The sequence below is a fragment of the Acetobacter cerevisiae genome, from assembly GCF_001580535.1.
Classification (GTDB): Bacteria; Pseudomonadota; Alphaproteobacteria; order Acetobacterales; family Acetobacteraceae; genus Acetobacter; species Acetobacter cerevisiae.
In genome coordinates this window covers 21,116-44,059 of the sequence record NZ_LHZA01000135.1, presented here as the reverse complement: position 1 = coordinate 44,059, position 22,944 = coordinate 21,116, and the positions used below count along the sequence as shown (strand labels likewise).

The window sequence follows — 22,944 nt, the reverse complement described above, 5'->3', positions numbered from 1 at the left end:
CAGAATATCGTCAATATTCCAGATCGGACTCCTGTGGGATGACTGAATTCTACAAAATAACCTGAAATTACCCCAAGTGTGAGAAATCCGCGCAGAAGACGCGGCTTGTTTCGCGGTCCATTTCTGACCAGCTTTATGACGTTCTGCGGGAGCAAATCCTGAACGGAGAGGTGGGGGAAGGTGAGCCGATCCGGCAGGACGGCATTGCTGCCGCATTTGAGATCAGCAAAATTCCGGTGCGTGAAGCGCTGGTGCGCCTGCAACAGGATGGCCTCGTTTCCCTTCACCCCAAACGGGGGTTTTTCGTCACCCCGCTGACGCGTAAGGAAGCAGAAGATGTCTTCCACCTGCGTTTGCTGATTGAGCCTGAGGCCACGGCCCTTGGTGCCCAGAGTGCGACGGAAGAGGATGCAAAGAAGGCGCAGGCCTGTCTGGAAGAGCTGGAAAGTGCGGTGGCGCGGCAGGACCCGCAACGCGGGGTTTATAACCGGCTGTTCCATCTGGCTCTTGTGGAACCTGCCGCAGGCCCCACGACCATCCATGTGCTAACCTTGCTGAATGTGACGGCAGATCGTTACGTGCGCTTTCACATGCACATGCAGGATATTGATACCCGCGCTAATCAGGAACATCGGGACCTGATGGCGTGCTGGCTGGCGGGGAACAAGCGTGAGATTGAAAAGCTGATGCGCAAACATATCCAGACCACGCTGGATGATCTGCGTGGCGCGTTGAAATAAGGTGCGCCCGGTAAGGATTTAAGCAAGGGTCAGGCTGCGTGTTCTGCCTGATCCTGAAGGCCGCAGATTGCGGCCCAGTGGTGAATGATCAGCGCAAACACGACCACTGCGATATCGTCCCACACATGGTTCAGCAGACCGGTGCCCTGAAACGGGCCACACCAGGACAGACCCAGAAGCCCCACAAAATAAGCTGGCATCCAGAGGCTGCTACGCAGTTCCCGCGTCCATTCTGCATTGGACAGGCTGCGCCGGGCAACGGCCATGAAAATGGCTGTCAGCACCAGCAGGGCGGGCATCAGCCAGCAGAGGGTGGTCCAGCCGGTCCAGATGACAATCAGGGATGCAATCGCAAAAGCCAGCGGTGAGAGCAGGTTGAAGTAGGGCAGACGGAAGGGGCGATGCAAATCAGGCCGGGAGCGGCGCAGGGCTGCGGCAGACGTGGGCGCCATGGCATAGCTCAGCATGAGCGCGGAGGAGACCACGCCGATCAGCGCCTGCCAGGAGGGGAACGGGAGCGTCCAGAAAAGGGCCAGACCGAAGGTGAGCAGCAGCGCTTTGTCCGGCACACCGCGCTGGGTGTTCATGCGCTGGAAAACCGGAAAGAACGTGCCGCTTTTGGACCAGGCGTAGACCACGCGGGCCGTAGCCGACATGTAGATGTTGCCGGTGCCCGTGGGGGACAGAATGGCATCCGTCACCACCATGAGAGCCAGAAAGCTCAGGCCGAGCTGTACCGCAATGTCATGAAACGGCAGGGCAAGGCGGGTTGCAATGCCATTCCAGCCCTCCGTCAGCAGGTTAGCGGGAAGCGCGCCGATAAAAGCTGTTTGCAGCAGCAGGTAAACCAGCATGGCGAGCGTGATGGAGGCCACCAGCGCAATGGGGATGGTGCGCTGTGGGTTTCGGACTTCACTGGCAACGGACAGGATAGGCGTCAGGCCGAGATAGGCAAAAATGACGCCCCCGGCGGAAATGGCTGTCTCCACGCCCTGAAAGCCGTGCGGTGCAAAGCCATGCAGGCTGAAATTGCCGGGGTGCATATAGGCCAGCAGCAGCACGATAACCAGTGTCGGCACCAGAAACTTGAAGACGGTGACGATGTTATTGACGAGTGCAAAACTGCCAATGCCACGGCGGTTGATGGCATACAGCACAACCATAATTGCAAACTGCACCAGCCATCCAGCCAGCGTAGGGTCACCACTGGCATTGCGGGACAGGCCGCCTATCCACGCATCGGCGTATTGGCGGGCGGCGACAATCTCGATGGAAATCAGGCTGGAAAAAGCGATGGTGGTCATCGCCCCTGTCAGGAAGGCGGCGGTGGAGCCGTGGGCCTGCTCCGGGTAGCGCACCACGCTGCCTGCCAGCGGCAGGGCAGCGCCCAGTTCGCAATAGACCAGCCCGATCAGCAAAACGGCGACCCCGCCGATGAGCCATGAGACGATGCTGGCCGGGCCGGCCATATCCGCCACATGGGCGGCGGCAAACAGCCAGCCTGAGCCGAAGATGGACCCAAAGCCGATCATGGTCAGGTCAAACAGACCAAGGCGTTGCTTGAAGTGGCCTGACTCATCATGCGCCATGAACGGCTCCTGTCATCAGTCGAAGGGCTGGCTGTTAGAGGGCTTTATTGGTCGGTCTGGCGCGGCAGGCCGAGGGGATTGGTGCTGCGCAGGCCGGCGGGGAGAAGGGCATCAGGCAGGTCCTGATAGCACACCGGGCGCAGGAAGCGCTCAATGGCCGCAGTGCCGACGGATGTGCTGCGCGGGTCCGTTGTGGCCGGGAAGGGGCCGCCATGCACCATAGCGGCACAAACTTCCACACCCGTCGGCCAGGCGTTGGCGAGAATGCGGCCAACCTTGCGTTCCAGAACCGGTATCAGCGTCTGGGCGACGGCAATATCACCGTCTTCCAGATGCAGCGTGCCTGTCAGCTGGCCTTCAAGGCTGCGCGTCAGGGCAAGCAGCCTGTCCAGATCCGGACAGGCTACAATCAGGGAGCAGGAGCCAAAAATCTCATGCTGCATGATCGGGTCCTGCATGAAGCTTTCGGCGTCCGTGGTGAACACGGCAGCCTGACAGCTGGAGGCATCGCCCTTCGGCCCACGGCCCAGCAGAGACACACCCGGACGCCCGGCCAGTTTTTCCACGCCTGCATCGTAAGAGGCATGGATGGACTGGGTGAGCATGGTGGGGGCTGGGGCGGTTTTAAGAGCTTCCTGCACGCTCTGGCAGAAACGCTCCAGATCCGGGCCGCTCAGGGCCAGAATGAGACCCGGATTGGTGCAGAACTGCCCGGCACCCATGGTGAGGGAGGTGATGAAGGCCGCGCCAAGGCTCTCGGCGCTGTTCTTCAGGGCATCCGGTAGCAGATAGACGGGGTTGATGCTGCTCATTTCCGCATAAACCGGCACCGGGACCGGGCGGCCCGCTGCAATCTGGCTGAGAGCAAGGCCGCCCGCGCGGGAGCCAGTATAACCGACCGCCATAATGGCCGGGTGTTTGACCAGTTCGGCTCCCAAGGCATAATCCGGGCCACCGACGAGGGAGAATGTGCCTTCCGGCAGGCCACATTTCTTCACGGCGGACTGAATGGCGCGGCCAACCAGTTCACTGGTGCCGGGGTGGGCCGGATGCGCCTTGACGACTACCGGGCAGCCCGCCGCAAAAGCGGAGGCGGTATCGCCCCCGGCGACGGAGAAGGCCAGCGGGAAGTTACTGGCTCCGAATACAGCAACCGGGCCAACACCAATACGGATCTGGCGCAGGTCTGCGCGGGGCATGGGTTTGCGGTCAGGCAGGGCTTCGTCAATACGGGCATCAAGGCAACGCCCAGCCCGCAGTTCCCGCGCAAACATGCGGAGCTGGCCCATGGTGCGGCCCCGCTCACCTGTCAGGCGCGGCAGGGGCAGGCCTGTTTCTGCGTGGGCACGGTCCAGCAGGGGCTGACCAATGGCTTCAATTTCATCCGCAATGCAGTCCAGAAACTGCGCACGGGCTTCCGGCGTGGTGGCGCGGAAGGTGTCAAAGGCTTCGTCAGCCAGAGTGCAGGCCGTGCGGACATCGTCGGCTGTTGCGCAGGAGAACGCTGTGTCCAGTGTCTCACCCGTGGTCGCATCGAGGGCCTGAAAGGTTTCGGGACGAGTGACCGTGTTCTGTCCGATCAGAAGAGCGCCTGTTAAAGTCATGAGGTTTCCTTAGTTCGAAAAGCCGGAGCGCAGGCTGAACCTGTCCGGGCTGAAAGCTGTAGGGAGGGGGGCGCCACGCAGGATATGCGCGCTCAGCACGTCCGCGGTGACAGGCCCGAGGGTCAGGCCCAGATGGTTGTGCCCATAGGCCGCAACAATGCGCGGCGCATGGCGGAACGAGCCCAGAGCAGGCAGGTAATCCGGCAGGGTGGGGCGGGAGCCATGCCAACGGGCAAAGGGAGAGGCGACGGGTAAGCCCAATGCGCGCACATGGGCTTCCAGCCGTTCCCACTTGCGCGGGTCTGGCGCGGAGGCATCCCGCGTGAACTCAACAAAGGATGTGGCACGCAGGCGGCTGCCAAAGCGGGTGACGACCACAGCGCGGTCTTCAAAAACTGCATTCGGCAGCGTCCACTGGCCGCCGTGGTTCCACTCCACATGGTAGCCGCGTTCCGCCACCAGCGGCACGGCGACGTCTGGCAATAAAGCCCCGGAACGTAAGCCACAGGCCACGACAACGCGGTCTGCGGTGAGATCTCCTTGCGTGGTGCTCACCCGGACGGTGTCTGCCTCAGGGGAGATCTTCACCGCACGGGCCGCAAGATGCGTGCCTCCGGCGGAAACAAATCGCGCCAGAAGCGTATCCAGAACGTCACGCGGGTTGGTGATGTGGGCGGTACCTGCAAAATGCACGCCGGCTTTGACCGGGGTGACGAGGGCCTGATTGAACGCAGCAATCTGTGCGGCACCCATCGGCGTGGTGGTTGCAGGGCCATGGTCGGCCTGTAGCGCATTTGTGGCCTTCTGCTCTGCGTCTGAGCCTTCCCACAGTTTGACCACACCGCGCAGGTCCAGAAGGTCTGGTCTTTCTAGTGTTTGGGCGAGTTTTTCCCATGCAGGCAGCGCGTTGAGCATCAGGCCACGCAAGGCGGCATCGCCCCGGCGCACAGAGCCCGGCAGACAGGCGCGTAGAAAGCGGAAAGACCAGGGGAGCCACGTGGGAGCAGAGCCCCAGTCCAGCGCCACAGGGCCGCGCGGGAAGTGGTCAGACAGCACACGGGTGACCGTGGCAAAGCGTGCCAGAACCTGCACCTGCTCCGTCGCAATATGTCCGGCGTTGCCCCATGATGGCGGGGCCGTGTCGGGCTCAGCAACCAGCGTGACGGCACACCCCTGTTCCTGAAGGCGCAGGGCGCAGGTGCGTGCAATAATGCCGCCACCCAGCACAAGGACGGAGCGAGGAGGAGGAAGCAGAGCTGTCACAGCGCCGCACAGGCGCATTGCAGCCAGTCGCGCTCCTCCGGGGGCAGATGGGGGCCAATCTGCTCCAGCACGCGGGCATGGTAGCTGTTCAGCCAGTCGCGCTCCGTCTCTGTCAGGCGGTCTACAATGATGCCGCGCGTATCAATGGGGGCCAGCGTGAGCGTTTTAAAGCGGAGGTAGTCGCCTGTTTCGGTTTTGTAGGCCAGGCAGGTTTCCATCTGGTTTTCCAGCCGCATGCCGTGAGAGCCGGGGGCGTAGAAGCCCGGTTCGTTCGTCATCACCATATGCTCATGGAGCGGGTCCAGCACGGGGCGGCGGGTGAAGCCGAGCGGCCATTCATGCACGGACAGGCAACTGCCGACGCCGTGCCCTGCGCCGTGGTCAAAATCCAGTCCTTCTTTCCACAAAGCCAGCCGGGCCAGAGGGTCCAGCCGGTAACCATGCGTGCCTGCCGGGAAGACGGCCTGATCCAGCGCGATCAGCCCCTGAAGCACGCAGGTATACTGCTTTTTCCAGTTATCGGGCGGAGAGCCTGCACCCAGCCAGACAGTCCGGGTTACGTCGGTGGTGGCGCAGGTATATTGGCCGCCGCTATCAACCAGTAGAAAGGCGTCGGCCTTTACCAGGCTGCACTGCTCCGCCGTGGGGGCGTAGTGCATGATGGCGGCGTTCGGGCCAGAGCCTGCAATGGTGTGAAAACTTGGGCCGATACAGGTTTCCGCCTCGCGGCGTAGGGTCAGAAGATGGTCCGCGATGGCGGCCTCGGTTTTGCCGACGCCATGCGTTTCCACCCAGCAAAGGAAACGGGTCAGGGCAATGCCGTCCAGCAGGTGGGCGCGGCGCATGCTGTCCAGTTCCGCCGGGGTTTTACAGGCGCGGGGCATGAGGCACGGGTCTGTGTCTTCCGCCAGTGTGGCTTTTACGTCTTTAAGGGTGCTTGCAAACCAGATCGGGCAGCGGGCCGGGTCCAGCCGCACGGTTTTTCCGTGCATGGTTTGCAAAACCGGCTCCATGTCCGCAGGCATATGGACACGGACGGAGGTGCCGAGGTGGCTGCGCACCGCATCATCAATGCGGTCGATATTAATAAACAGATCAACCGTGGCATCGGCATGCAGGATGGCAAAACAGAGGGCGACCGGCAAAAAGGGCAGGTCTCGCCCACGAATATTCAAAAGCCATGCAATGCTGGTCGGGTCAGGCAGAATGACGGCATCCTGTCCGGCTTGACGCAGGGTGTCCGCAATATCCTGAATTTTTGCGCTATTTTCACGTCCCGTGAGTGTCAGAGGCTGAATGCAGACCGGTGAGGCTGGCGCTTTGGGTCGATCGGCCCAGATGCCATCGACGGGATTGCAAGGGAGGGCGACCATATGGCATCCGGCCTGTTCCAGCGCCTCAATATCCCGAACGCTCACGCTGCGCGGGTCATACCCAATGGCTTTCCCGCGCGCATGTTTGGCCAGCCACAGAGGCGGGGGCGTTTCATACATATGCTCAACAGGCCAGAGGGACGTGTCCACCTGCTGGCGCATCTGCACCTGATAGCGCCCATCAGAAAATACGGCGGCTGTGTCCGGCAGAACCAGCGCGAGGCCGGCGCTGCCGGTAAAGCCGGTCAGCCAGGCCAGTCGTTCAGCGCAGGCAGGCACGTATTCGCCAAGATGTTCATCGCCTCGGGGCAGGAAGAACCCGTCTACACCAAGGCCGGACAGAGCAGATCGAAGGGCCGTCAGGCGCTCTGAGGGGGAGGGAGAGGGCATGAGAGATGTCCGTCTTTCTTGATCAGATATTCAGTTGAACGGGGCGGTAAAGCTGTGGGCGGGTTCGGTAAACCAGCGCGGGCCGTCGTCCGTCATGTAGAAATGGTCTTCCAGACGGATGCCAAATGTATCGGGGATGACGATCATCGGCTCGTTGGACATGCAATGCCCGGCTTTGAGCGGTGTGGTGTTGCCGCGCACCAGATACGGGGCCTCGTGAATGGACAGGCCGATACCATGCCCTGTGCGGTGGGGCAGGCCGGGCAGCTTGTAATCCGGGCCAAGGTTGTGGCGTCCCAGCACGGCACGGGCGGCATCATCCACCACATGGCAGGGCGCGCCAATTTGGGCGGCGTTGAAGGCCGCATACTGGGCTTCTTTTTCAATGGCCCAGATCCGCGCCTGCTCCGGGTCAGGCTGGCCGAAGGCATAGGTGCGCGTGATATCGGAATGATATCCATCCAGACGACAGCCGGTATCAATCAGAACGAGGTCGTTTTCCGTCAGAAGCTGATCCCCGGGAATGCCATGCGGGTAGGCGGTTGCATGCCCAAACTGCACGGCACAGAAATAGGAACCATTATCTGCACCCAGTGCACGGTGGCGCATATCAATAAAACGGCGGATCTCACTGGCCAGAAGGCCCGGTTTCAGGAACGCATAAGCCTCTTTATGAACCTGTAGCGTGATGGCCATGGCGTGCGTGATGAGTGCTATTTCTTCGGGAGATTTGCAGGCCCGCATGTTGGAAATCAGGCCGGCGTCATCTTCCAGAACAAGGTCAGGGCGCGCTTTGCGCATGGCCGTGACAAACCCAAAGCTGAAGTCCGGGTCCAGCGCAATGCGTGCCCCTGCGGCATAGGGAGCCAAAGCGCACAGGGCGGGGTTTTCATCTTCCTGCCAGGTTGCAATTTCCACGTCCGTGCGGAGGCAGGCTTTAAGAGAGCCTGTTTCAAAATGCGGGCAGACCACAACAGGCGTGCCGGTGCGGGGGACGATGAGTGTTACCAGTCGTTCCGTCGCATCCCATGGTACGCCGGTGAAATAGCGCAGGCTATTGCCGGCATTCACGGCGAGCGCGTCCAGCCCGGCTTTTTCCAGCTGTGCCTGCACCGAGCGGATACGCTGTGTGAAGGCGGCGCTGCTGATGGGCGCAGGCGGTGCAGGCAGAGGGGCGGTGGTGCTCATGGAAGGCGGCTCCAGACTCAAAAAGGCAGGTATTACGTATACGATAAACGAATTGTGGATCGTGAGCAAGCAGCTCATTCTGCCTGCGTCGTAAGGCGTTTGTTGTAGTTTATAACAGCAAAAGCATGAAGCGTGAGGGGCGGCGAATGCTTTTTTGCGAAGAGCGTGCGGAGGATGCTTTACGGGTCACTACGATGGTGTTACGTATACGATAAACGAAACGAGAGCAGAGCAAGGAGGCTCACGCATGGCACTGGAAATGACGTGGAAAGGTGTTTTTCCCGCAGTTACCACTCAGTTTAATGAAGACCTGGCCGTAGACCTGAAAGGCACGCAGAAGGTTATTGACGCGCTGATCAATGACGGTGTGCATGGTCTGGTGATGATGGGGACGTGTGGCGAAAACAATTCGCTCGAACCCGCAGAAAAAGTGCAGATTCTGGAAGCCGCGCGGGAAGTGGCCGGAACGCGCGCGCCGCTGTTTGTCGGTGTGTCTGAAATGACAACCCCGCGTGCTGTAGCGTTTGCCAAACAGGCTGCAAAAAGCGGTGCAGATGCGCTGATGGTTCTGCCGGCAATGGTCTATGTGCCCAAGCCGCATGAACTGGTTGCGCATTTCCGCGAAATTTCCAAAGCGACCGACCTGCCAATCATCATCTACAACAACCCGACTTCCTACCGCGTAAATGTGGAACTGGATGTTCTGGCTGAACTGGAAGATTGCAAAACGATTGTCGGTCTGAAGGAAAGTTCTTCCGACACACGCCGTTATACGGATGTGCCGAACCGCTTTGGTGACCGCTTCCTGATGATGGCGGGTCTGGATGACGTGGCGTTTGAAGGCCTGACACTGGGGGCAAAAGGCTGGATTTCTGGTCTGACCAGCGCCTTCCCGCAGGAATCTGTAGCTTTGGTGGAAGCCCTGCAGCGTGGCGACATTGAAACGGCTCTGCGCATTTACCGCTGGTTCATGCCGCTGCTGCATCTGGATGCCGCGCATGATCTGGTGCAGTCCATCAAACTGGCTGAGCAGGTGATGGGCCGTGGCAGTGAACTGGTTCGCTCTCCGCGTCTGCCGCTGGAAGGCGAGCGCCGCAAGCAGGTGATTGGCATGGTGGAAGCCGCTGCCGCCAGCCGCCCGAAACTCGGCTGATCCGGCTTCCCTCTTAAACGGCTCCCTGCAAAGGGGGCCGTTTTTTTTGCCCTGTCTGCTTTTCGGGGTGCGGATTGCGCGCTTAGATTACCACAATTGACGAGAAGGGTTTTGCATCATGCAGGTTCATTCCACGCGCTGTGTTTCTGTTGTCAGACGTCTGGCTCTTATGGCTACGGCAGCCTTGCTGAGTTATGGCCCGCTTACGCACGCGCAGGCGGCGGTTGATCCCTCTGCAACCAAAGCCTTTCAGGACCTTTATCAGCGCGAGTGGGCATGGCGTATGTACCTTCAGGGCAGTTTGCCTGATGGAAAACCCTCAGCCCATCTCCCCAAAGCGGACCCGGCAACACAGCAGGTGCGTCAGGAAACGTGGCGTAAAGCGCTGGCGGACCTAAATGCCATTCCCGTGCAGAGCCTTTCTGCGCAGGATCAGGTGAATTACGCGGTTTACAAACAGCAGCTTACGGTTTTGCTGGATGACCAGAAAATGCAGGTCTGGCAAATTCCGTTTGATGCGGATTCTGGCTTCTGGAGTGATCTGCCTCCGTCCGATACGCCGTTCCTCAAGGAGCAGGATTACCGCAATTACATTAGCCGCCTGAATGAGACGGGGCGATATTTTGCAGACGAAATTGCCGCCATGAAAGCCGGGATAGCGCGTGGTTTTGTGCAGCCGAAGCTGATTGTGGAGCAACGGTTGCAGGATCTGGAAAAAATGGCGTCTGTTACGCCGGAAGACAGCGCATTTGCACCTCCCTTCAAGCATTTCCCTGATGATATCCCCGCCAAAACGCAGGCGGCCCTGCGGCAGGATGGCCTGAACGCCATTCGGGAGACGGTGATCCCGGCTTATAAAACGCTTTATGCCTTCATGAAGGATGAGTATCTGCCGCACGCCCGTGCCTCACTGGCGGCGGAGGATCAGCCGGATGGAAAGGCCTATTACCGCTCTCAGATCCGGGAATATACCACGCTGGATATGAGCCCGGATGAAATCCACAAAATTGGAATCAGGGAAGTTGCGGGCCTGCACAAGCAGATGCTGGGTGTGATGGCTGAGACCCATTTTAAAGGAGACTTCCCTGCCTTTCTGAAGTTCCTGCGCACGGACCCGCAATTCTACCCTAAAACGGGCGATGAATTGTTGAAAGATGCCGCATGGCTGGCCAAGCGGGTTGATGGCAAGGTGGGGGATATCATTGGCCGCCTGCCGCGTGGGCGCTTTACCATTGAGCCCGTTCCTGCAGACGTGGCCCCGGTTTATACGGCAGGGCGCGGTGGCCCGCACATCTATCTGGTGAATACGTATGACCTGCCATCGCGCCCGCTCTATGCGTTGCCGGCTTTGACGCTGCATGAATCATCGCCCGGGCATTCCCTGCAGTTGTCTCTGGCGGAAGAGCAGCCGGCAGTGCCGCCTTACCGCCGGTTCAACTATATTTCAGCCTATGGGGAAGGCTGGGCGCTCTATTGTGAATATCTTGGCAATGAAATGGGGATTTACGAAACGGCGTATGACCGGTTCGGCTATCTCTCTTATCAGGCCTGGCGTGCGGCGCGTCTGGTGGTCGATACCGGGCTGCACCACCTCCACTGGAGCCGGGAGCAGGCGCGGGCTTATCTGCGTGAAAATACGGCATTGTCCGAGCATGAGATTGATACCGAGGTTGATCGGTATATTGCATGGCCGGGTCAGGCGCTTTCTTATTACCTTGGTGAATCCGATATTCGCCGCAACCGTGCGCGGGCGGAAAAGGCGCTGGGGAAAGCGTTTGATCTGCGTGCGTTCCATGATGCCGTTCTGGCAACAGGCTCTGTCCCGCTGCCGGTGCTTGATGGTGCGATTGATCACTTTATTCAGACAGGCGGGCGTTCGCCTTATGCTGCTGAGAGTGCGCAGTAACGCATGACGTTTTCGGGCTGAGTTTTTTCCCTGAGCGTTCAGGCTGTAAGAGATCATAAAAAAGGCCTTCTTCCGTAAACTGGAAGAAGGCCTTTTTTGTGGATGAGCGCTATCTCAAGCTGCCTTAGGGAGCGTTAAAACGCGAAGCCCATAGCCCGGCAGGGTGATCTGGCCGGAGGCTGCCTGCTTGGGGTCGAACAGGTCCGTGCCCGCCATAGCTTGCGGGAGCGTGAACATAACCGGTGTTCTGGCATGATTGATGAGCACCAGCACCGTATGGTCCTTGCCAGTGCGCAGGCAGGCCTCAATGTCAGCAGGCAGATCCGCCAAAGGAGAGAGCACGCCAGCGTCCCGCACCTGCGTTGTGATGTAGGCGTCCAGCGTTGCAGCATCGGGGATTGTGCTTAGATAGGTGATTTTCCCTTTGCCGACCTGATGACTGATAGCCACAGGCTGCCCATCAAGCCAGCCATTGGAAGGGGCATAGCTGCCTTCCGTCTGCGTGCCCGGGTCTGTTGGCACCAGTGTTTCTGCCCAGAGGGTGCCTGTGCCCTGCGTCTGCCCCAGAGAAAGGGGAACAGGCTGCACCAGCCCGTAAAACTGTGAGACGTGCGCCCCTAGAAAAGGGGAGAGCGGGCCGGGCTGGAGGTGTGGGTCAAGCGCATTTTCAGCGTCTTTCATGCCGGAACGTGGCCCCAGCAGAAGGTGGCCGCCTTGTCGCACCCATGCGAGAAGATGCTCAGCCGTCTCCTGTGGCAGCACATTCAGGCCGGGAGCGACAATGAGCTTGTAGGACGCCAGATTTTGGCGTGGCGAGATAACATCCACCGTGCCAGCCCGATGGCGCAAGGGGCCGTAAAAGGCTGTCAGCGCTTTGACCGGGTTAAAATCTTCCACCTGTTTTTGAAAAGTGATGGCCCAGCGTGAGGGCATATCATGCAGCAGCGCGACCTGTGCGTGGGGAGAGGTGCCCTGCAAAGCCGGTGCGGCTTTTTCAAACTCAGCGCCAAGTGTCTGGATTTCGCTATAAATAGGGGCGGGGTTGCCATCCGCACCCGCAATAACGCCGTGATATTGTTCCTGCCCGTTCAGGGCGGCGCGCCATTGCCAGTATTCCACGGCATCGGCGCCATGTCCCACAGCCTGCCATGCCAGCGCGCGGACCTCGCCTTTGTCATGCGCCAGATTATTGGGCCGCCAGTTAACAAAGCCGGGATCTGTTTCCGTCACCCAGAAGTTTTTGTTTTTATAGCCGCGGGCCAGATCATGCCGGGCGGCGTTATCTGTCCAGTCTGTTTCATAATCATCCCACCCGACCAGATCGAGAGACTGGTGCAGGGTGTAGCCATCAAACCCGTCGAACCAGCCCATGGTGTTGGTGGTGATGAACTGGGAGGGCAGGGCGTGCTGGCGGATGGGGGCCGTCTGATTGCGGACGTAGCTCACCCATGTGTCGGTCACAAACTGCTTCCAGTTTAAGAGCAGGGCCGGGTTTTCCTCCGCGTCATGCACCGGGATCTGGCCAAAATCGGAATAGGTTTGGGACCAGTAGCTGGTCCACCATTTCTGGTTCAGATTTTCAATTGTACCGTATTTGTGCTGGAGCCATGCGTGGAAGGCTTTATGGGCTTCCGGGTCAAAGGACGGCTCGGCCAGTTCATTATCAATCTGCCAGCCAACAACATGCGGGTTATGGCCGTAGCGCACGGCCATGCGTTCCGCCAGATCATGCGTCAGGGCACGGTAGCGAGTACTGATAAAAGAAAACTGCTGCCGGTTTCCGTGCTCATCCCGCACGCCTGCATTAGAGACGCGCAGGGTCTCAGGATATTTTTGCGTCAGCCATGCCGGTGGGGCGGCGCTGGGGGTGCCCAGCAGGACTTTCATATGGTGTTTGGCTGCTAGTGTAATGGCGTGGTCCAGCCAGTCCCACTGCCACTCGCCTTCACGCGGTTCCATGCGGCTCCATGCAAATTCGCCGATGCGCACCAGATGGATGTGGGCCGCTTCCATCAAAGCGAGGTCATGCTCCCAAACGTCTTCCGGCCACTGCTCCGGATACCAGGCCGCGCCCAGCAGGAGGGCTGGTGCTTCTGATGAGGCGGGGGCTGCCAGAGCAAGGGAGGATGCGCCACCGCACAGGCCAAAGCAGAGCCCCAATTGCCAGACGGACCGCCTGACACGGCGGAGAGTCTGGCCGAAAGAGGGGGCGGGTGAGCCGGGACGGGGGATGGCTTTACGGGTCATATCGGTCATGATACGTATACGATAGACGAAAATCGCACCAAAAAGAAAGCCGGATCGTGCCCTTGCGGCACCCCGAAGCACGGACTTTAAAAGCTATGCGTCACACATTTTTCTGTATTGATGGTCATACTGCTGGCAACCCTGTCCGCCTGATTAGTGGTGGCGCTCCTCTGCTGCGGGGGAATTCCATGGGGGAGCGCCGTCAGGATTTTCTGGAACGGTTTGACTGGATCCGCACCGGTCTGTGCTTTGAACCACGCGGGCATGATATGATGTCCGGCGGTTTTCTGTATCCGCCCACGCAGCCTGACACTGATGCGGGTATTTTGTTTATTGAAACCAGCGGATGCCTGCCTATGTGCGGGCATGGCACAATCGGGCTGGTGACGTTCGGGCTGGAACATGGTCTGTTGAACCCGCGCACCCCTGGAAAACTGAAACTTGAGGTGCCTGCCGGGATTATTGACATCACCTACACGGAAGAGAATGGCCGTGTGCGGAGTGTCGCGATCCGTAATGTGCCGGCCTATGTCGCGGCGACAGATGTGCAGATTGACGTGCCCGGTCTGGGGCCGTTGACGGTGGATGTGGCTTATGGCGGGAATTTCTACGCTATTGTCGAACCACAGGGTGCGTATGAAGGGCTGGATCAGCTCGGAGCCCGTCGTATTCTTGAGTTAAGCCCGCTTGTGCGGGAACGGATGCGGGAGGCTGTTTGTCCGGTTCATCCGCTGGATAGTCGTATTCAGGGGGTTAGCCACGTTCTGTGGGTGGATAAAGGCACAACCGCTGAGCGGAGCCGTAACGCGGTCTTTTATGGAGATCATGCGATTGATCGTAGCCCGTGTGGCACCGGTACGTCCGCCCGGCTGGCGCACCTGCATCACAAAGGTGCTTTGAAGGTGGGGGATACCTTCACCCATGAAAGTTACATCCGCAGTGTGTTCAAAGGGACAGTGGCGGAAGAAACGACTGTGGGAGACTACAAGGCGATTGTACCTATGATTGAGGGAAGTGCGGTCTCAACCGGGTTTAACACGATCTGGATTGATGAGGAGGATCGATTCTGCCGCGGATTCCAGGTTTCCTGATCACGAAAGTTTCTGTTGATTTCTAAAGAAATTTTAACCTTATAACGGTATCAAAATAAAAAGCGGGTTGTGGATTTTGGGTTACAGGTTTGGCCTGTTGCAACATAATCCGGTTGAAGCGTGCAGAGCCAACAACTCTGCACGTTTTTTTTGTTTAAAGAGAAATTTATAGGAATTTCAAAAAGATATTGAACGGTGGGGCGGAGGGGTATGGACACAGACGGGCCTGCGTTGGTCTCCATGCCATAAGTGGCGCAACACCGGGGTTGCAACAGAATGCATTCCAAAACTAATTCCGTTTTGACAATGGTATACGATATCTGATAGCGATTTTGATGTCCTCACCACACAAGAGTTAGCGGATCACCGCTCAGGAATTAAGGAACGCTGAAGGATGTCGTATTTACCCCATCGCCTCACGCTCCTCGCTTTTTCGTCGTCATTGTCCCTGGCAATTGGGTCAAGTGCCTATGCTCAGTCTGTGGCAGCCACCGCAGAGGCGTCACCGCGTCAGGATCAATCCACTGCTGCGTCTGTGAAGAAGAAAAACGAGTCAGCCCGCGTTGTGCGCCGCACAGCGAAGAGTGCCGCAGCACAGCCGGAAGTGCTTACCGTAACCGGTTCCGCACTGTCTTCTGGTAAGCATCAGGACCCCAATCCTGTTCAGATCATCAGCGCCAAAGATATTCAGCAAACGTCTGCTGTCACACTGGGCGATTATCTGCAGCGTCTGCCCTCCATGGGTTCTCAGGGCGCAGGCAACACAACCACCAATGGTGGTCTGGGTATGTCCTGCCCTGACCTGCGCAACCTTGGCCCCAGCCGTGTGCTGGTGCTGGTGGACGGCAAGCGTCAGGTTGAAACCATGGGGCAGGGCAGCTCCTGCGTGGATCTGAACTCCATCCCGGTTGACCAGATTTCCTCTGTGGAAATTCTGAAAGACGGTGGGTCCGAACTCTATGGTGCGGATGCAGTCTCGGGCGTTATCAACATCAAGCTCAAGCATAACCTGACAACCGGCAGCATTCAGGTGCGCGGCGGGATCAGCAGCTATGGTGATGGGCAGTCTGGCAAAATTTCAGGCTTCAAAGGCTTCAATTTTGACCAGGACCGCGGGAATATCAGCATCTTTGGTCAGTATATGACCACCAGCCCGATCTACCAGCGTGACCGCAAATGGTCCCGCCTGCCGTGGAATGCGGACGTGGCGCCGGGTGAAGCGGTCCCGTACGGCAGTTCGGTGTCCACCGCCACACGCGTGATGGTGCCCAATGCCGATGGCAGCACAACCAACCTTGTGGCCAACAGTTCAGGCGGTGGCTTCCATACGTTTGGTAATGCGGACCGCTATAACTTTGCGCGTGATGCCTCCATGACAAACTACCTGCAAAGCGGGAACCTGTCTGGGGATATGCATTATGACATCAACAAGCATTTCCAGCTGTATGCCAACGTTCGGTACACCCACAAGGATGCCATGAACGAAATGGCGCCGAACCCGCTGACGGGTTCGTCTTATCCGTCAACGCTCAGCACGTCCTGGATCCTGCCGGCGGGCAACCCTTACAACACGTGGGGGGAAGATGTATCCCTGTATAAGCGGATGGCCGATATCGGGAACCGTGAATACAAGGAAGGTGTCGATACCTATCAGGTGATGGGCGGCATGAAGGGCGAGATTGCCGGCAACTGGCAGTATGATGCGTCCATGACGTATGGTTCGTCCGTTGCGACCATGACCACCAACAACATGACGAACTATCGCAATGCGATGAATGTTCTGGGCCAGCAGCAGGTTGATCCGTCTGATCCGAACAGTGCGGTGGTTTATAACCCCTCAGTCTGTACATCGTCCCCCGGCTGTACGCTGATCAATCCGTTTGAGCCGCTGTCCCAGCAGGCAAAAAACTATATCGGCTACACCCAGAACGACCACAGCTACTACCAGATGCGTGATTTCAACTTCCGCGTCTTTAACAACAAGGTTGTCAAACTGCCGTATGAGCACGGCGGGAATATCGGGATTGCAGGCGGCATTGAGCACCGGAGTGAGCAGGCAAGCTACAGCCCGGATGCGCTGGCTGCGAACGGTGACCTTGGTGGGGGCGCGACCTACACCGGTGGTGGCTACAACGTGACGGAAGTGTATCTGGAAGGCAAAATTCCGCTGCTCCAGAATGCTTTCCTCGCCAAGGATCTGACCATTGATGGGCAGGGCCGGTATTCGCACTACAATACGTTTGGCAGCGCCGAAAACTGGAAGGTCGGCATCAACTGGGCTCCGGTGCAGGATATCCGCTTCCGCGCCACGCTGGGCACGTCCTTCCGTGCGCCGAATATGTCTGAAATGTTCGGTGGTCAGTCCATTTCCTACAACCCGGGCACGGACCCCTGTGCACAGGCCGGAAGCTATGGTGCGGCCAGCGCGGCGGTGACGTCCAAGTGTCTTACTCAGGGTGTGAACCCCGCAAACTTTGTGAACGTCAACAGCGGGCAGATCCCGACGCTGACGGGCGGCAACCCGAACCTCCAGCCGGAAATCGGCCGGACCTATACGGTTGGCACGGTTATTACGCCGCGCTGGGTGCCGGGGCTGATGGCGTCTGTTGAATACTGGCACTACACTGTGCAGCACATGATCAGCACGCTGCCTGTGCAGTATGTGGCGGACCAGTGCTATACCGGGGCGGACCCGTCCTACTGTTCTCAGGTGCAGCAGCGCTCCACCGCCGGGCAGCTGACGCAGGTGAGTGATCTGTATGCCAACGTTGGCGGCCTGCGCACGAACGGGATCGACTTTGACCTGAGCTACCATATTCAGGTGACGCCGCAGGATTCCTTCACGCTGGAAAACAACTTCCAGCAGCTGGTGGGGTACCTGCAGCAGAACGAACCGAATGGCGAGTGGAACAACTATGCAGGCCGTCTGTTCTATCAAAGCGGTTACGGCATGCCCCGCGTGCGTGATTATGCTACGGTGACCTGGCACCATAACGACTTCAGCCTGCGTTACATGATGCACTACACTGGCGGGATGAAGTTTACCGATGGTTCGAGCGATCTGTCCTGCAAGGCTTACGTTTACTGCAAAGTGCCGGGGATCTTCTCGCATGACATCACGGCCAGCTACCGTCTGGGCCGCTGGAACTTTGAAGGTGGCGTGAACAACATTCTGGATAAGAAGCCCCCGTTTGTGCCCGATGGCGGCACCAATACGGCTCTGGCGATGTATTCTGATGAGATTATCGGTCGCTATGTCTTCCTTCAGGCCGGTGTTCAGTTCTGATTTGTAATGAAGACCGTAACGACTTAAAAACACAAGACGACGTGATTATGCCTGGCCCCGTGCCAGGCATAATTGTTTGTATGATTGGCAGGGAGAGTATCAGCGTGTTTGCACCCCATCGTCTGGCAGGATTAGGGCTGGCCTGTGTGCTGGCCAGCGGCACGGCACTGGCTGCGCCAGCCCCGGAAAAAACGACGCAGGCTGCCCCGGCAGCACCGTCTGCCAGCACGGCTTTTGCAGCCCTGCTGGATGAGGAATGGCAGTATCAGCTCCGGTCTTCCCCCGAGCTTGCGACCACCATTGGTGATTATCGCTACAACAAGCAGTGGACCGATTATTCTCTGGAGCAGATTGCAAGAGATAAAGTTACCACAGCATGGTTTCTCAAACGCTTTGAAGCTGTTGATCCTGCGACCCTGACGGGGCAGGAGCAGATCAGCCGTGCGATGATGATCCGCCAGCTTCAGGACAAGCTGGACGGCTTTGCGCTCAAAACCTACGAGCTGCCGATTGATCAGGTGCAGGGCGTGCAACTGATGCTGCCGGGCTTTGTATCCTCCATTCCGTTTGAAACAGCGGGCCAGTATCAGGATTATCTGGACCGCCTGCATGCGCTGCCTGCTGTGCTGGCGCAGTTGAAGGTTCTGGCGGAGCAGGGGATGAAGGACGGTCTGGTTCCCCCGCGCTATCTGCTTGAAAAAGTTGTGACGCAGCTGGAGCAGGTTGCAGAACCCGCAGGCGTTAAAAACGTCTTTGGCCAGCCGGTTGAAAATTTCCCCAAGGGAATTTCCTCCGCGCAGCAGGCCCGGTTAAGGCAGGCTATTCTGAAAGCGGTGGATACGGAAGTTCGCTCCGCCTTCGCCAGTTTTGCCCAGTTTGTAAAAACGGACTACGCCCCGCATGGCCGCGTGCATGAAGGGATCTGGTCCCTGCCGAATGGTGATGCCCTGTATCGCTACGCAATCCGCGTGCAGACAACCAGCCCTATGGCTCCGGAAAAAATTCATCAGCTTGGCTTGCAGCAGGTGAGCAGGATTGAAGGGCAGATGACTGAGATTGCCCACAAGCTTGGGTTTGCTGATCTTGCCGCACTGCGGGCATCCGTGGATCATGACCCGAAGCTGTATGCGAAGTCTCGTGAAGAAATTCTGGAGAAATATCGCGGTTATATTGCGCAGATGTGGCCTGCGTTACCGCGCATTTTCAACAAGATTCCCAAGACGAAGCTGGAAGTTCGGTCTGTTGAGGCCTACCGCGAGGCGGATGCAGCCGGTGCGGAGTATCATCAGGGTACACCGGATGGGGCTCGTCCGGGGATCGTGTTCGTCAATACGGGGGATTACGACAAGCGCGACCTCTATACGATTGAAGACACGGCGTATCATGAAGGCGTGCCGGGGCATCACTTCCAGATTTCTCTGGCGCAGGACATGCCGCTGCCCGCTTTCCGCCAGCAGGGGGCTTATAATTCCTATGTGGAAGGCTGGGCGCTGTATGCGGAAGGTCTGGGGAAAGAACTGGGCTTTTATCAGGATCTCTACAGCGATTATGGCCGCCTGAACGGGGCACTGCTGCGGGCTGATCGTCTGGTTCTGGATACCGGTGTGCATTACAAACACTGGACGCGCCAGCAGATGAGCGACTTCTTCCACGCGCATCCGCCCACCAGTGAGCCGGATATGCAGGCGGAAACAGACCGCTACGTTGCATGGCCGGGGCAGGCGCTGGGCTATATGCTGGGCCAGCAGACCATTCTGAAACTGCGTGAAAAAGCCAGAACCGAACTGGGTGACAAGTTCGATATCAAGGCGTTCCATGATGTTATTCTGGGGAACGGCGCCATGCCGCTGGATCTGATGTCTGATCTCGTTGATCAGTGGATTGCAAAAACCAAAGCCGGTTAACGCTTCAAACGCTTTGAGAAGACAGCAAAAACGGCACAGGATCGTCTCCTATGCCGTTTTTTGTGGGACTTGCTATGGCCTCTGCGGGAAAGGTGTTTTCCCAAAAGAAAATTTCGCGCCTTAGTTATTCCACTTGATGCCCGGTGTCGGCTCTTCTTCATGCCCGAGGGGCTTGAGCATGCTGCACGTGCTTTTCGGTGCTTTGCCTTTCAGGAGGCCCAGAGCGAATGGCACAGAGTCATTGGCAGACGGGTTAACAGCGCCGTTATGGGTCAGGCCGTGATACTGCACCCATGTCACATGCGTTCCGGCGTCACACATGGCGGCGACGGCATTATACTGCTGGCTGATACCGGCTTCTCCATCGGCCAGACCGGTGCCGACCAGAACCGGCACAGAGAAATGGGCGTTCGGAATGGTGAAGGCCTGAATATAAGCGGGATCTTCCGGTGCCGCGCCCGCGGTAAACATGTTGGCTGAGGTGATGTCGTGGCTGTCTGTGTAGCGGAACAGATCCTCCAGGCAGGACTGGCGTGCCTGACGAGAAAGGTCATGGCCTTTTTCCGTCATGCCCGCATCCATGTCCTGACCGGGGTGCAGGCTTTGTTTGGAGCCTTCATCCGTCAGGATTTCAAACCCTGCGGCCATGTGCGGAGATTCCGTATTGCTGCGGGTCATGGGCGGATGCTTGGGGTGGGCCGTGGGCGCAAAGTCCGTCACAACGCCGGTGGCGACAACACCCAGAATATGCAGGTCCGGCGCATAGCGCGGGGCCATCCAGCCGGTACCCAGAGCCGCACCGCCGCCCTGAGACTGCCCGACCAGAACAATGCGGTTGCGCAGTTCGTCCGGATAGTGTTTGAGCGCGGCACGCAGCGCATTCAGCACGCTATACGCTTCTGGCTTGTACATCAGGTAAGGGTGCGGTCCCGGTGTACCCAGTCCCTGATAATCACTGGAGACAATGGCAAAGCCCGCCCCTAGCCAGTGGTCCAGAAAGGCGCGATCCCGCGAGAAATAGCCGCGCCATGAGGGAGCACAGACATCCGCAATGCCCGTGGTGCCATGTTCCCACGCAATCACCGGCCAGCCGCCTTTAGGCGGGGTGCCTTTGGGGAAAATGATCTGACCGGACACGGACACCGGCTCTTCTTTCCCCACACCGCTGATGGAGGTGTAGAGGATGCGCTCGGCATGATCCGCATTGTCAGGGAGTTTGAGGCCCTGAATGGTTTCTGTGCGGATCATCTGGCCAGCTTCCGCGGGTACCGCGGCGGGCGGCTGGTAGAACGGGCTCACGCCGCCATCACCCAGCGGGCGATCAGGCACCGGCGGCGGAGCAGGTGGCGTTGCGGGGGAAGGGGCCGCGCAGGCTGCCAGAGAGGCGAGAGTGGAGGCACACAGGAAGGCACGGAATGAGCGGGTCATGACAGTCTCCGGTAAAATCAGTGGCCGACAGCAACGCCATCGCGGTGCGGATCGCCCCAGCCTTCAAGGCCGGACGGACCGCGCGTAATGCCCTGCACGGCAGCATTCATGACTGCGCTTTTGGGGTTATGCCCCATTTTGCGCAGGGCCGGGGCAAGGGCTGCGGCGGCGGTGCCGTGTTCCAGTTCTTCCGCACGGTTCTGTGCGCCAATGCGGGGTTGTTCAATGGCGGTGCGAATGTTCTGACCCCATGCCAGATAGCCCACCAGTGACTGCACGACGGAATCAATAATCCGGGCGCCACCGCCTGCACCGATAATGACTTCCGGCGTGTTATCCGCACCAAACACAATGGTCGGGGCCATGGTGGTGATCGGCCGTTTGCCCGGTGCAATGGCGTTGGCGACGCGCTGACCATCGACAACCGGATGCGTGGCGAAGTTGGTAATGGCGTCGTTCAGCACCATGCCGTCCACCATAATATCCGCGCCGAAGTTCAGGTTGATGGTGGTGGTGAAGGACAGTGCATTGCCAAAGCTGTCATGAATGGACAGGTGCGTGGTGGCCGGAACCGTCATGGCGTCAGACGCGGGGAGAGAGGTCTGATCAGCCGGGATGACGCCGGGGGAGACTTTGGGCGCGGCAGTGGTCTCATCAATCTGGCGGGCGCGGCTTTCCAGATAGTCCGGGCTCAGGAGGTAAGACGTGGCGACCGGCACAAAATCGGGGTCTGCCGCATATTTGCGGCGGTCGGCTTCGGCCAGACGGGAGGCCTCAAGCAGCAGATGCGCAGCCTGAACACTGCCGGGCGCGTAACGGCCAATCTGCATCCGGTCGAGCAGGGCCAGCTGTTGCAGCACAGCGAGGCCACCGGCTACTGGCGGTGCGGCTGTGCAGATGCGGCGGCCAAAGGCGTGAATGCAGAGCGGGGCGCGTTCCCGCACTTTATAGGCTGCGAAATCTGCTGGTGTGATGTGGCCCGGGTATGGGCCCTCCGCGACAGCCTGCCCAATGCGCTTGGCATTTTCTGGTGCGTAAAAGGTTTCTGCCCCGTTTTGGGCAATGCGGGTGAGGGTGTCTGCTAAAGCCGCATTATGCAGAAGGGTGCCCTGTGGCAGCGGGTGCTGGCTGGCATCAAAGTAGGAGGCAAAATCCGGCAGCTTTGCGAGGTCCGGGCGTTCCGTCAGCACCAGATGCAGGTAGCCCGGCATGGGGAAGCCGTTGCGGGCCGTAGCAATGGCCTGAGTAAACAGGTCTGCCCAGGGGAGTTTACCATAGCGTTTATGGAGCAGTGCCAGGGTGCGCAGCGTGCCCGGCACGGCCACAACGCGCCCGGTGCGTTCCAGCACAGTATGGGGGATCTGCTTGCCCTGTGCGTCTTTGGTATAATCCTCCGGGACAGAGGCCGGGGCGCTGGCCAGACCGTCATAAAAGCTGAGCTGGCCGGTCTGCTTTTCCCAGAAGAGCACGGCGGAGCCGCCGCCCAGACCGGAAGCCTGTGGTTCCACCACCGCCAGCATCATCTGCCCGGCAATGGCGGCATCCACGGCATTGCCGCCGCGTGCGAGGATGTCGGACGCAACAGTGGAGGCCATGGGGTTGGCCGTGGCGGCCATATAACTTTGAGCCATGACGGGTGCTTTTTGTGGTTGCTGGGTCGCGCAGGCGGAGAGCAGCAGGGCCGAAGCGCCAAGCATGGCCTTGAGGCCAGCGCGCTTGCGAGGAGACAGGGGAAGGGCTCGGTGATCTGTTTTAATGCTCATCCTGAAACAAGAACCTTTG

The 22,944-nt window shown here is 58.9% G+C and carries 14 protein-coding genes; 6 read left to right on the top strand and 8 right to left on the bottom strand.

All coding sequences use genetic code 11. The features are described from left to right. The first annotated feature begins 119 nt into the window (after positions 1-119). Positions 120-740 (top strand): GntR family transcriptional regulator, encoded by a 621-nt coding sequence (locus tag AD928_RS06025; protein WP_062249064.1) that lies wholly within the window; start codon positions 120-122, stop codon positions 738-740. Positions 741-769: 29 nt separating this feature from the next. Here the strand turns inward: AD928_RS06025 and AD928_RS06020 are convergent, their stop codons facing one another. Genes AD928_RS06020 through AD928_RS06000 form a run of 5 tightly spaced genes read right to left on the bottom strand, consistent with a single transcriptional unit; the run spans position 770 to position 8,147 of the window. Next, positions 770-2,329: an APC family permease gene (locus AD928_RS06020; RefSeq protein ID WP_062249062.1), complete on the bottom strand. Its 1,560-nt coding sequence runs from the start codon at positions 2,327-2,329 to the stop codon at positions 770-772. Between the two features lie 44 nt (positions 2,330-2,373). Next, entirely contained in the window at positions 2,374-3,933 is a 1,560-nt protein-coding gene (locus AD928_RS06015) for an aldehyde dehydrogenase (NADP(+)) (RefSeq protein WP_062249059.1), read from the bottom strand. Between the two features lie 9 nt (positions 3,934-3,942). Beyond that, the gene (locus AD928_RS06010) at positions 3,943-5,196 is read right to left on the bottom strand and encodes an NAD(P)/FAD-dependent oxidoreductase (RefSeq protein WP_233419976.1); all 1,254 of its coding nucleotides are present in this window, start codon (positions 5,194-5,196) and stop codon (positions 3,943-3,945) included. After that, positions 5,193-6,959: an aminopeptidase P family protein gene (locus AD928_RS06005; protein ID WP_062249057.1), complete on the bottom strand. Its 1,767-nt coding sequence runs from the start codon at positions 6,957-6,959 to the stop codon at positions 5,193-5,195. The genes AD928_RS06010 and AD928_RS06005 overlap by 4 nt, the downstream gene beginning before the upstream one ends. A gap of 30 nt (positions 6,960-6,989) precedes the next feature. Further along, positions 6,990-8,147 carry a M24 family metallopeptidase gene (locus AD928_RS06000; protein ID WP_062249055.1) on the bottom strand — a complete coding sequence of 386 codons (1,158 nt, stop codon included), beginning with the start codon at positions 8,145-8,147 and terminating at the stop codon, positions 6,990-6,992. Between the two features lie 247 nt (positions 8,148-8,394). On the opposite strand from AD928_RS06000, the gene AD928_RS05995 reads away from it, so the two are divergent. Further along, positions 8,395-9,300 (top strand): dihydrodipicolinate synthase family protein, encoded by a 906-nt coding sequence (locus AD928_RS05995; protein ID WP_082779765.1) that lies wholly within the window; start codon positions 8,395-8,397, stop codon positions 9,298-9,300. Between the two features lie 118 nt (positions 9,301-9,418). Further along, a complete protein-coding gene (locus AD928_RS05990) occupies positions 9,419-11,206 on the top strand; it encodes a DUF885 domain-containing protein (protein WP_156470114.1) in 1,788 nt (595 codons plus the stop codon). 114 nt (positions 11,207-11,320) lie between these two features. Here AD928_RS05990 and AD928_RS05985 read toward each other — a convergent pair whose 3' ends face one another. Continuing rightward, a complete protein-coding gene (locus AD928_RS05985; RefSeq protein WP_233419975.1) occupies positions 11,321-13,462 on the bottom strand; it encodes a beta-galactosidase in 2,142 nt (713 codons plus the stop codon). An 86-nt stretch (positions 13,463-13,548) separates the two neighbouring features. Here AD928_RS05985 and AD928_RS05980 point away from each other — a divergent pair, with 86 nt between their 5' ends. From AD928_RS05980 to AD928_RS05970, 3 genes are all read left to right on the top strand, one after another. Then, the gene (locus tag AD928_RS05980; RefSeq protein WP_062249053.1) at positions 13,549-14,544 is read left to right on the top strand and encodes a 4-hydroxyproline epimerase; all 996 of its coding nucleotides are present in this window, start codon (positions 13,549-13,551) and stop codon (positions 14,542-14,544) included. A 394-nt stretch (positions 14,545-14,938) separates the two neighbouring features. Then, on the top strand, positions 14,939-17,830 hold the full coding sequence (locus AD928_RS05975) for a TonB-dependent receptor domain-containing protein (protein ID WP_062249051.1): 2,892 nt from the start codon (positions 14,939-14,941) through the stop codon (positions 17,828-17,830). A 104-nt stretch (positions 17,831-17,934) separates the two neighbouring features. Then, on the top strand, positions 17,935-19,734 hold the full coding sequence (locus AD928_RS05970) for a DUF885 domain-containing protein (protein WP_233419974.1): 1,800 nt from the start codon (positions 17,935-17,937) through the stop codon (positions 19,732-19,734). A 120-nt stretch (positions 19,735-19,854) separates the two neighbouring features. Here the strand turns inward: AD928_RS05970 and AD928_RS05965 are convergent, their stop codons facing one another. Together AD928_RS05965 and ggt are read right to left on the bottom strand one after the other, a co-directional pair. Beyond that, entirely contained in the window at positions 19,855-21,162 is a 1,308-nt protein-coding gene (locus tag AD928_RS05965) for an alpha/beta hydrolase (protein WP_062249046.1), read from the bottom strand. A 17-nt stretch (positions 21,163-21,179) separates the two neighbouring features. Continuing rightward, on the bottom strand, positions 21,180-22,925 hold the full coding sequence (gene ggt, locus AD928_RS05960; RefSeq protein WP_082779763.1) for a gamma-glutamyltransferase: 1,746 nt from the start codon (positions 22,923-22,925) through the stop codon (positions 21,180-21,182). Positions 22,926-22,944 lie beyond the last annotated feature (19 nt).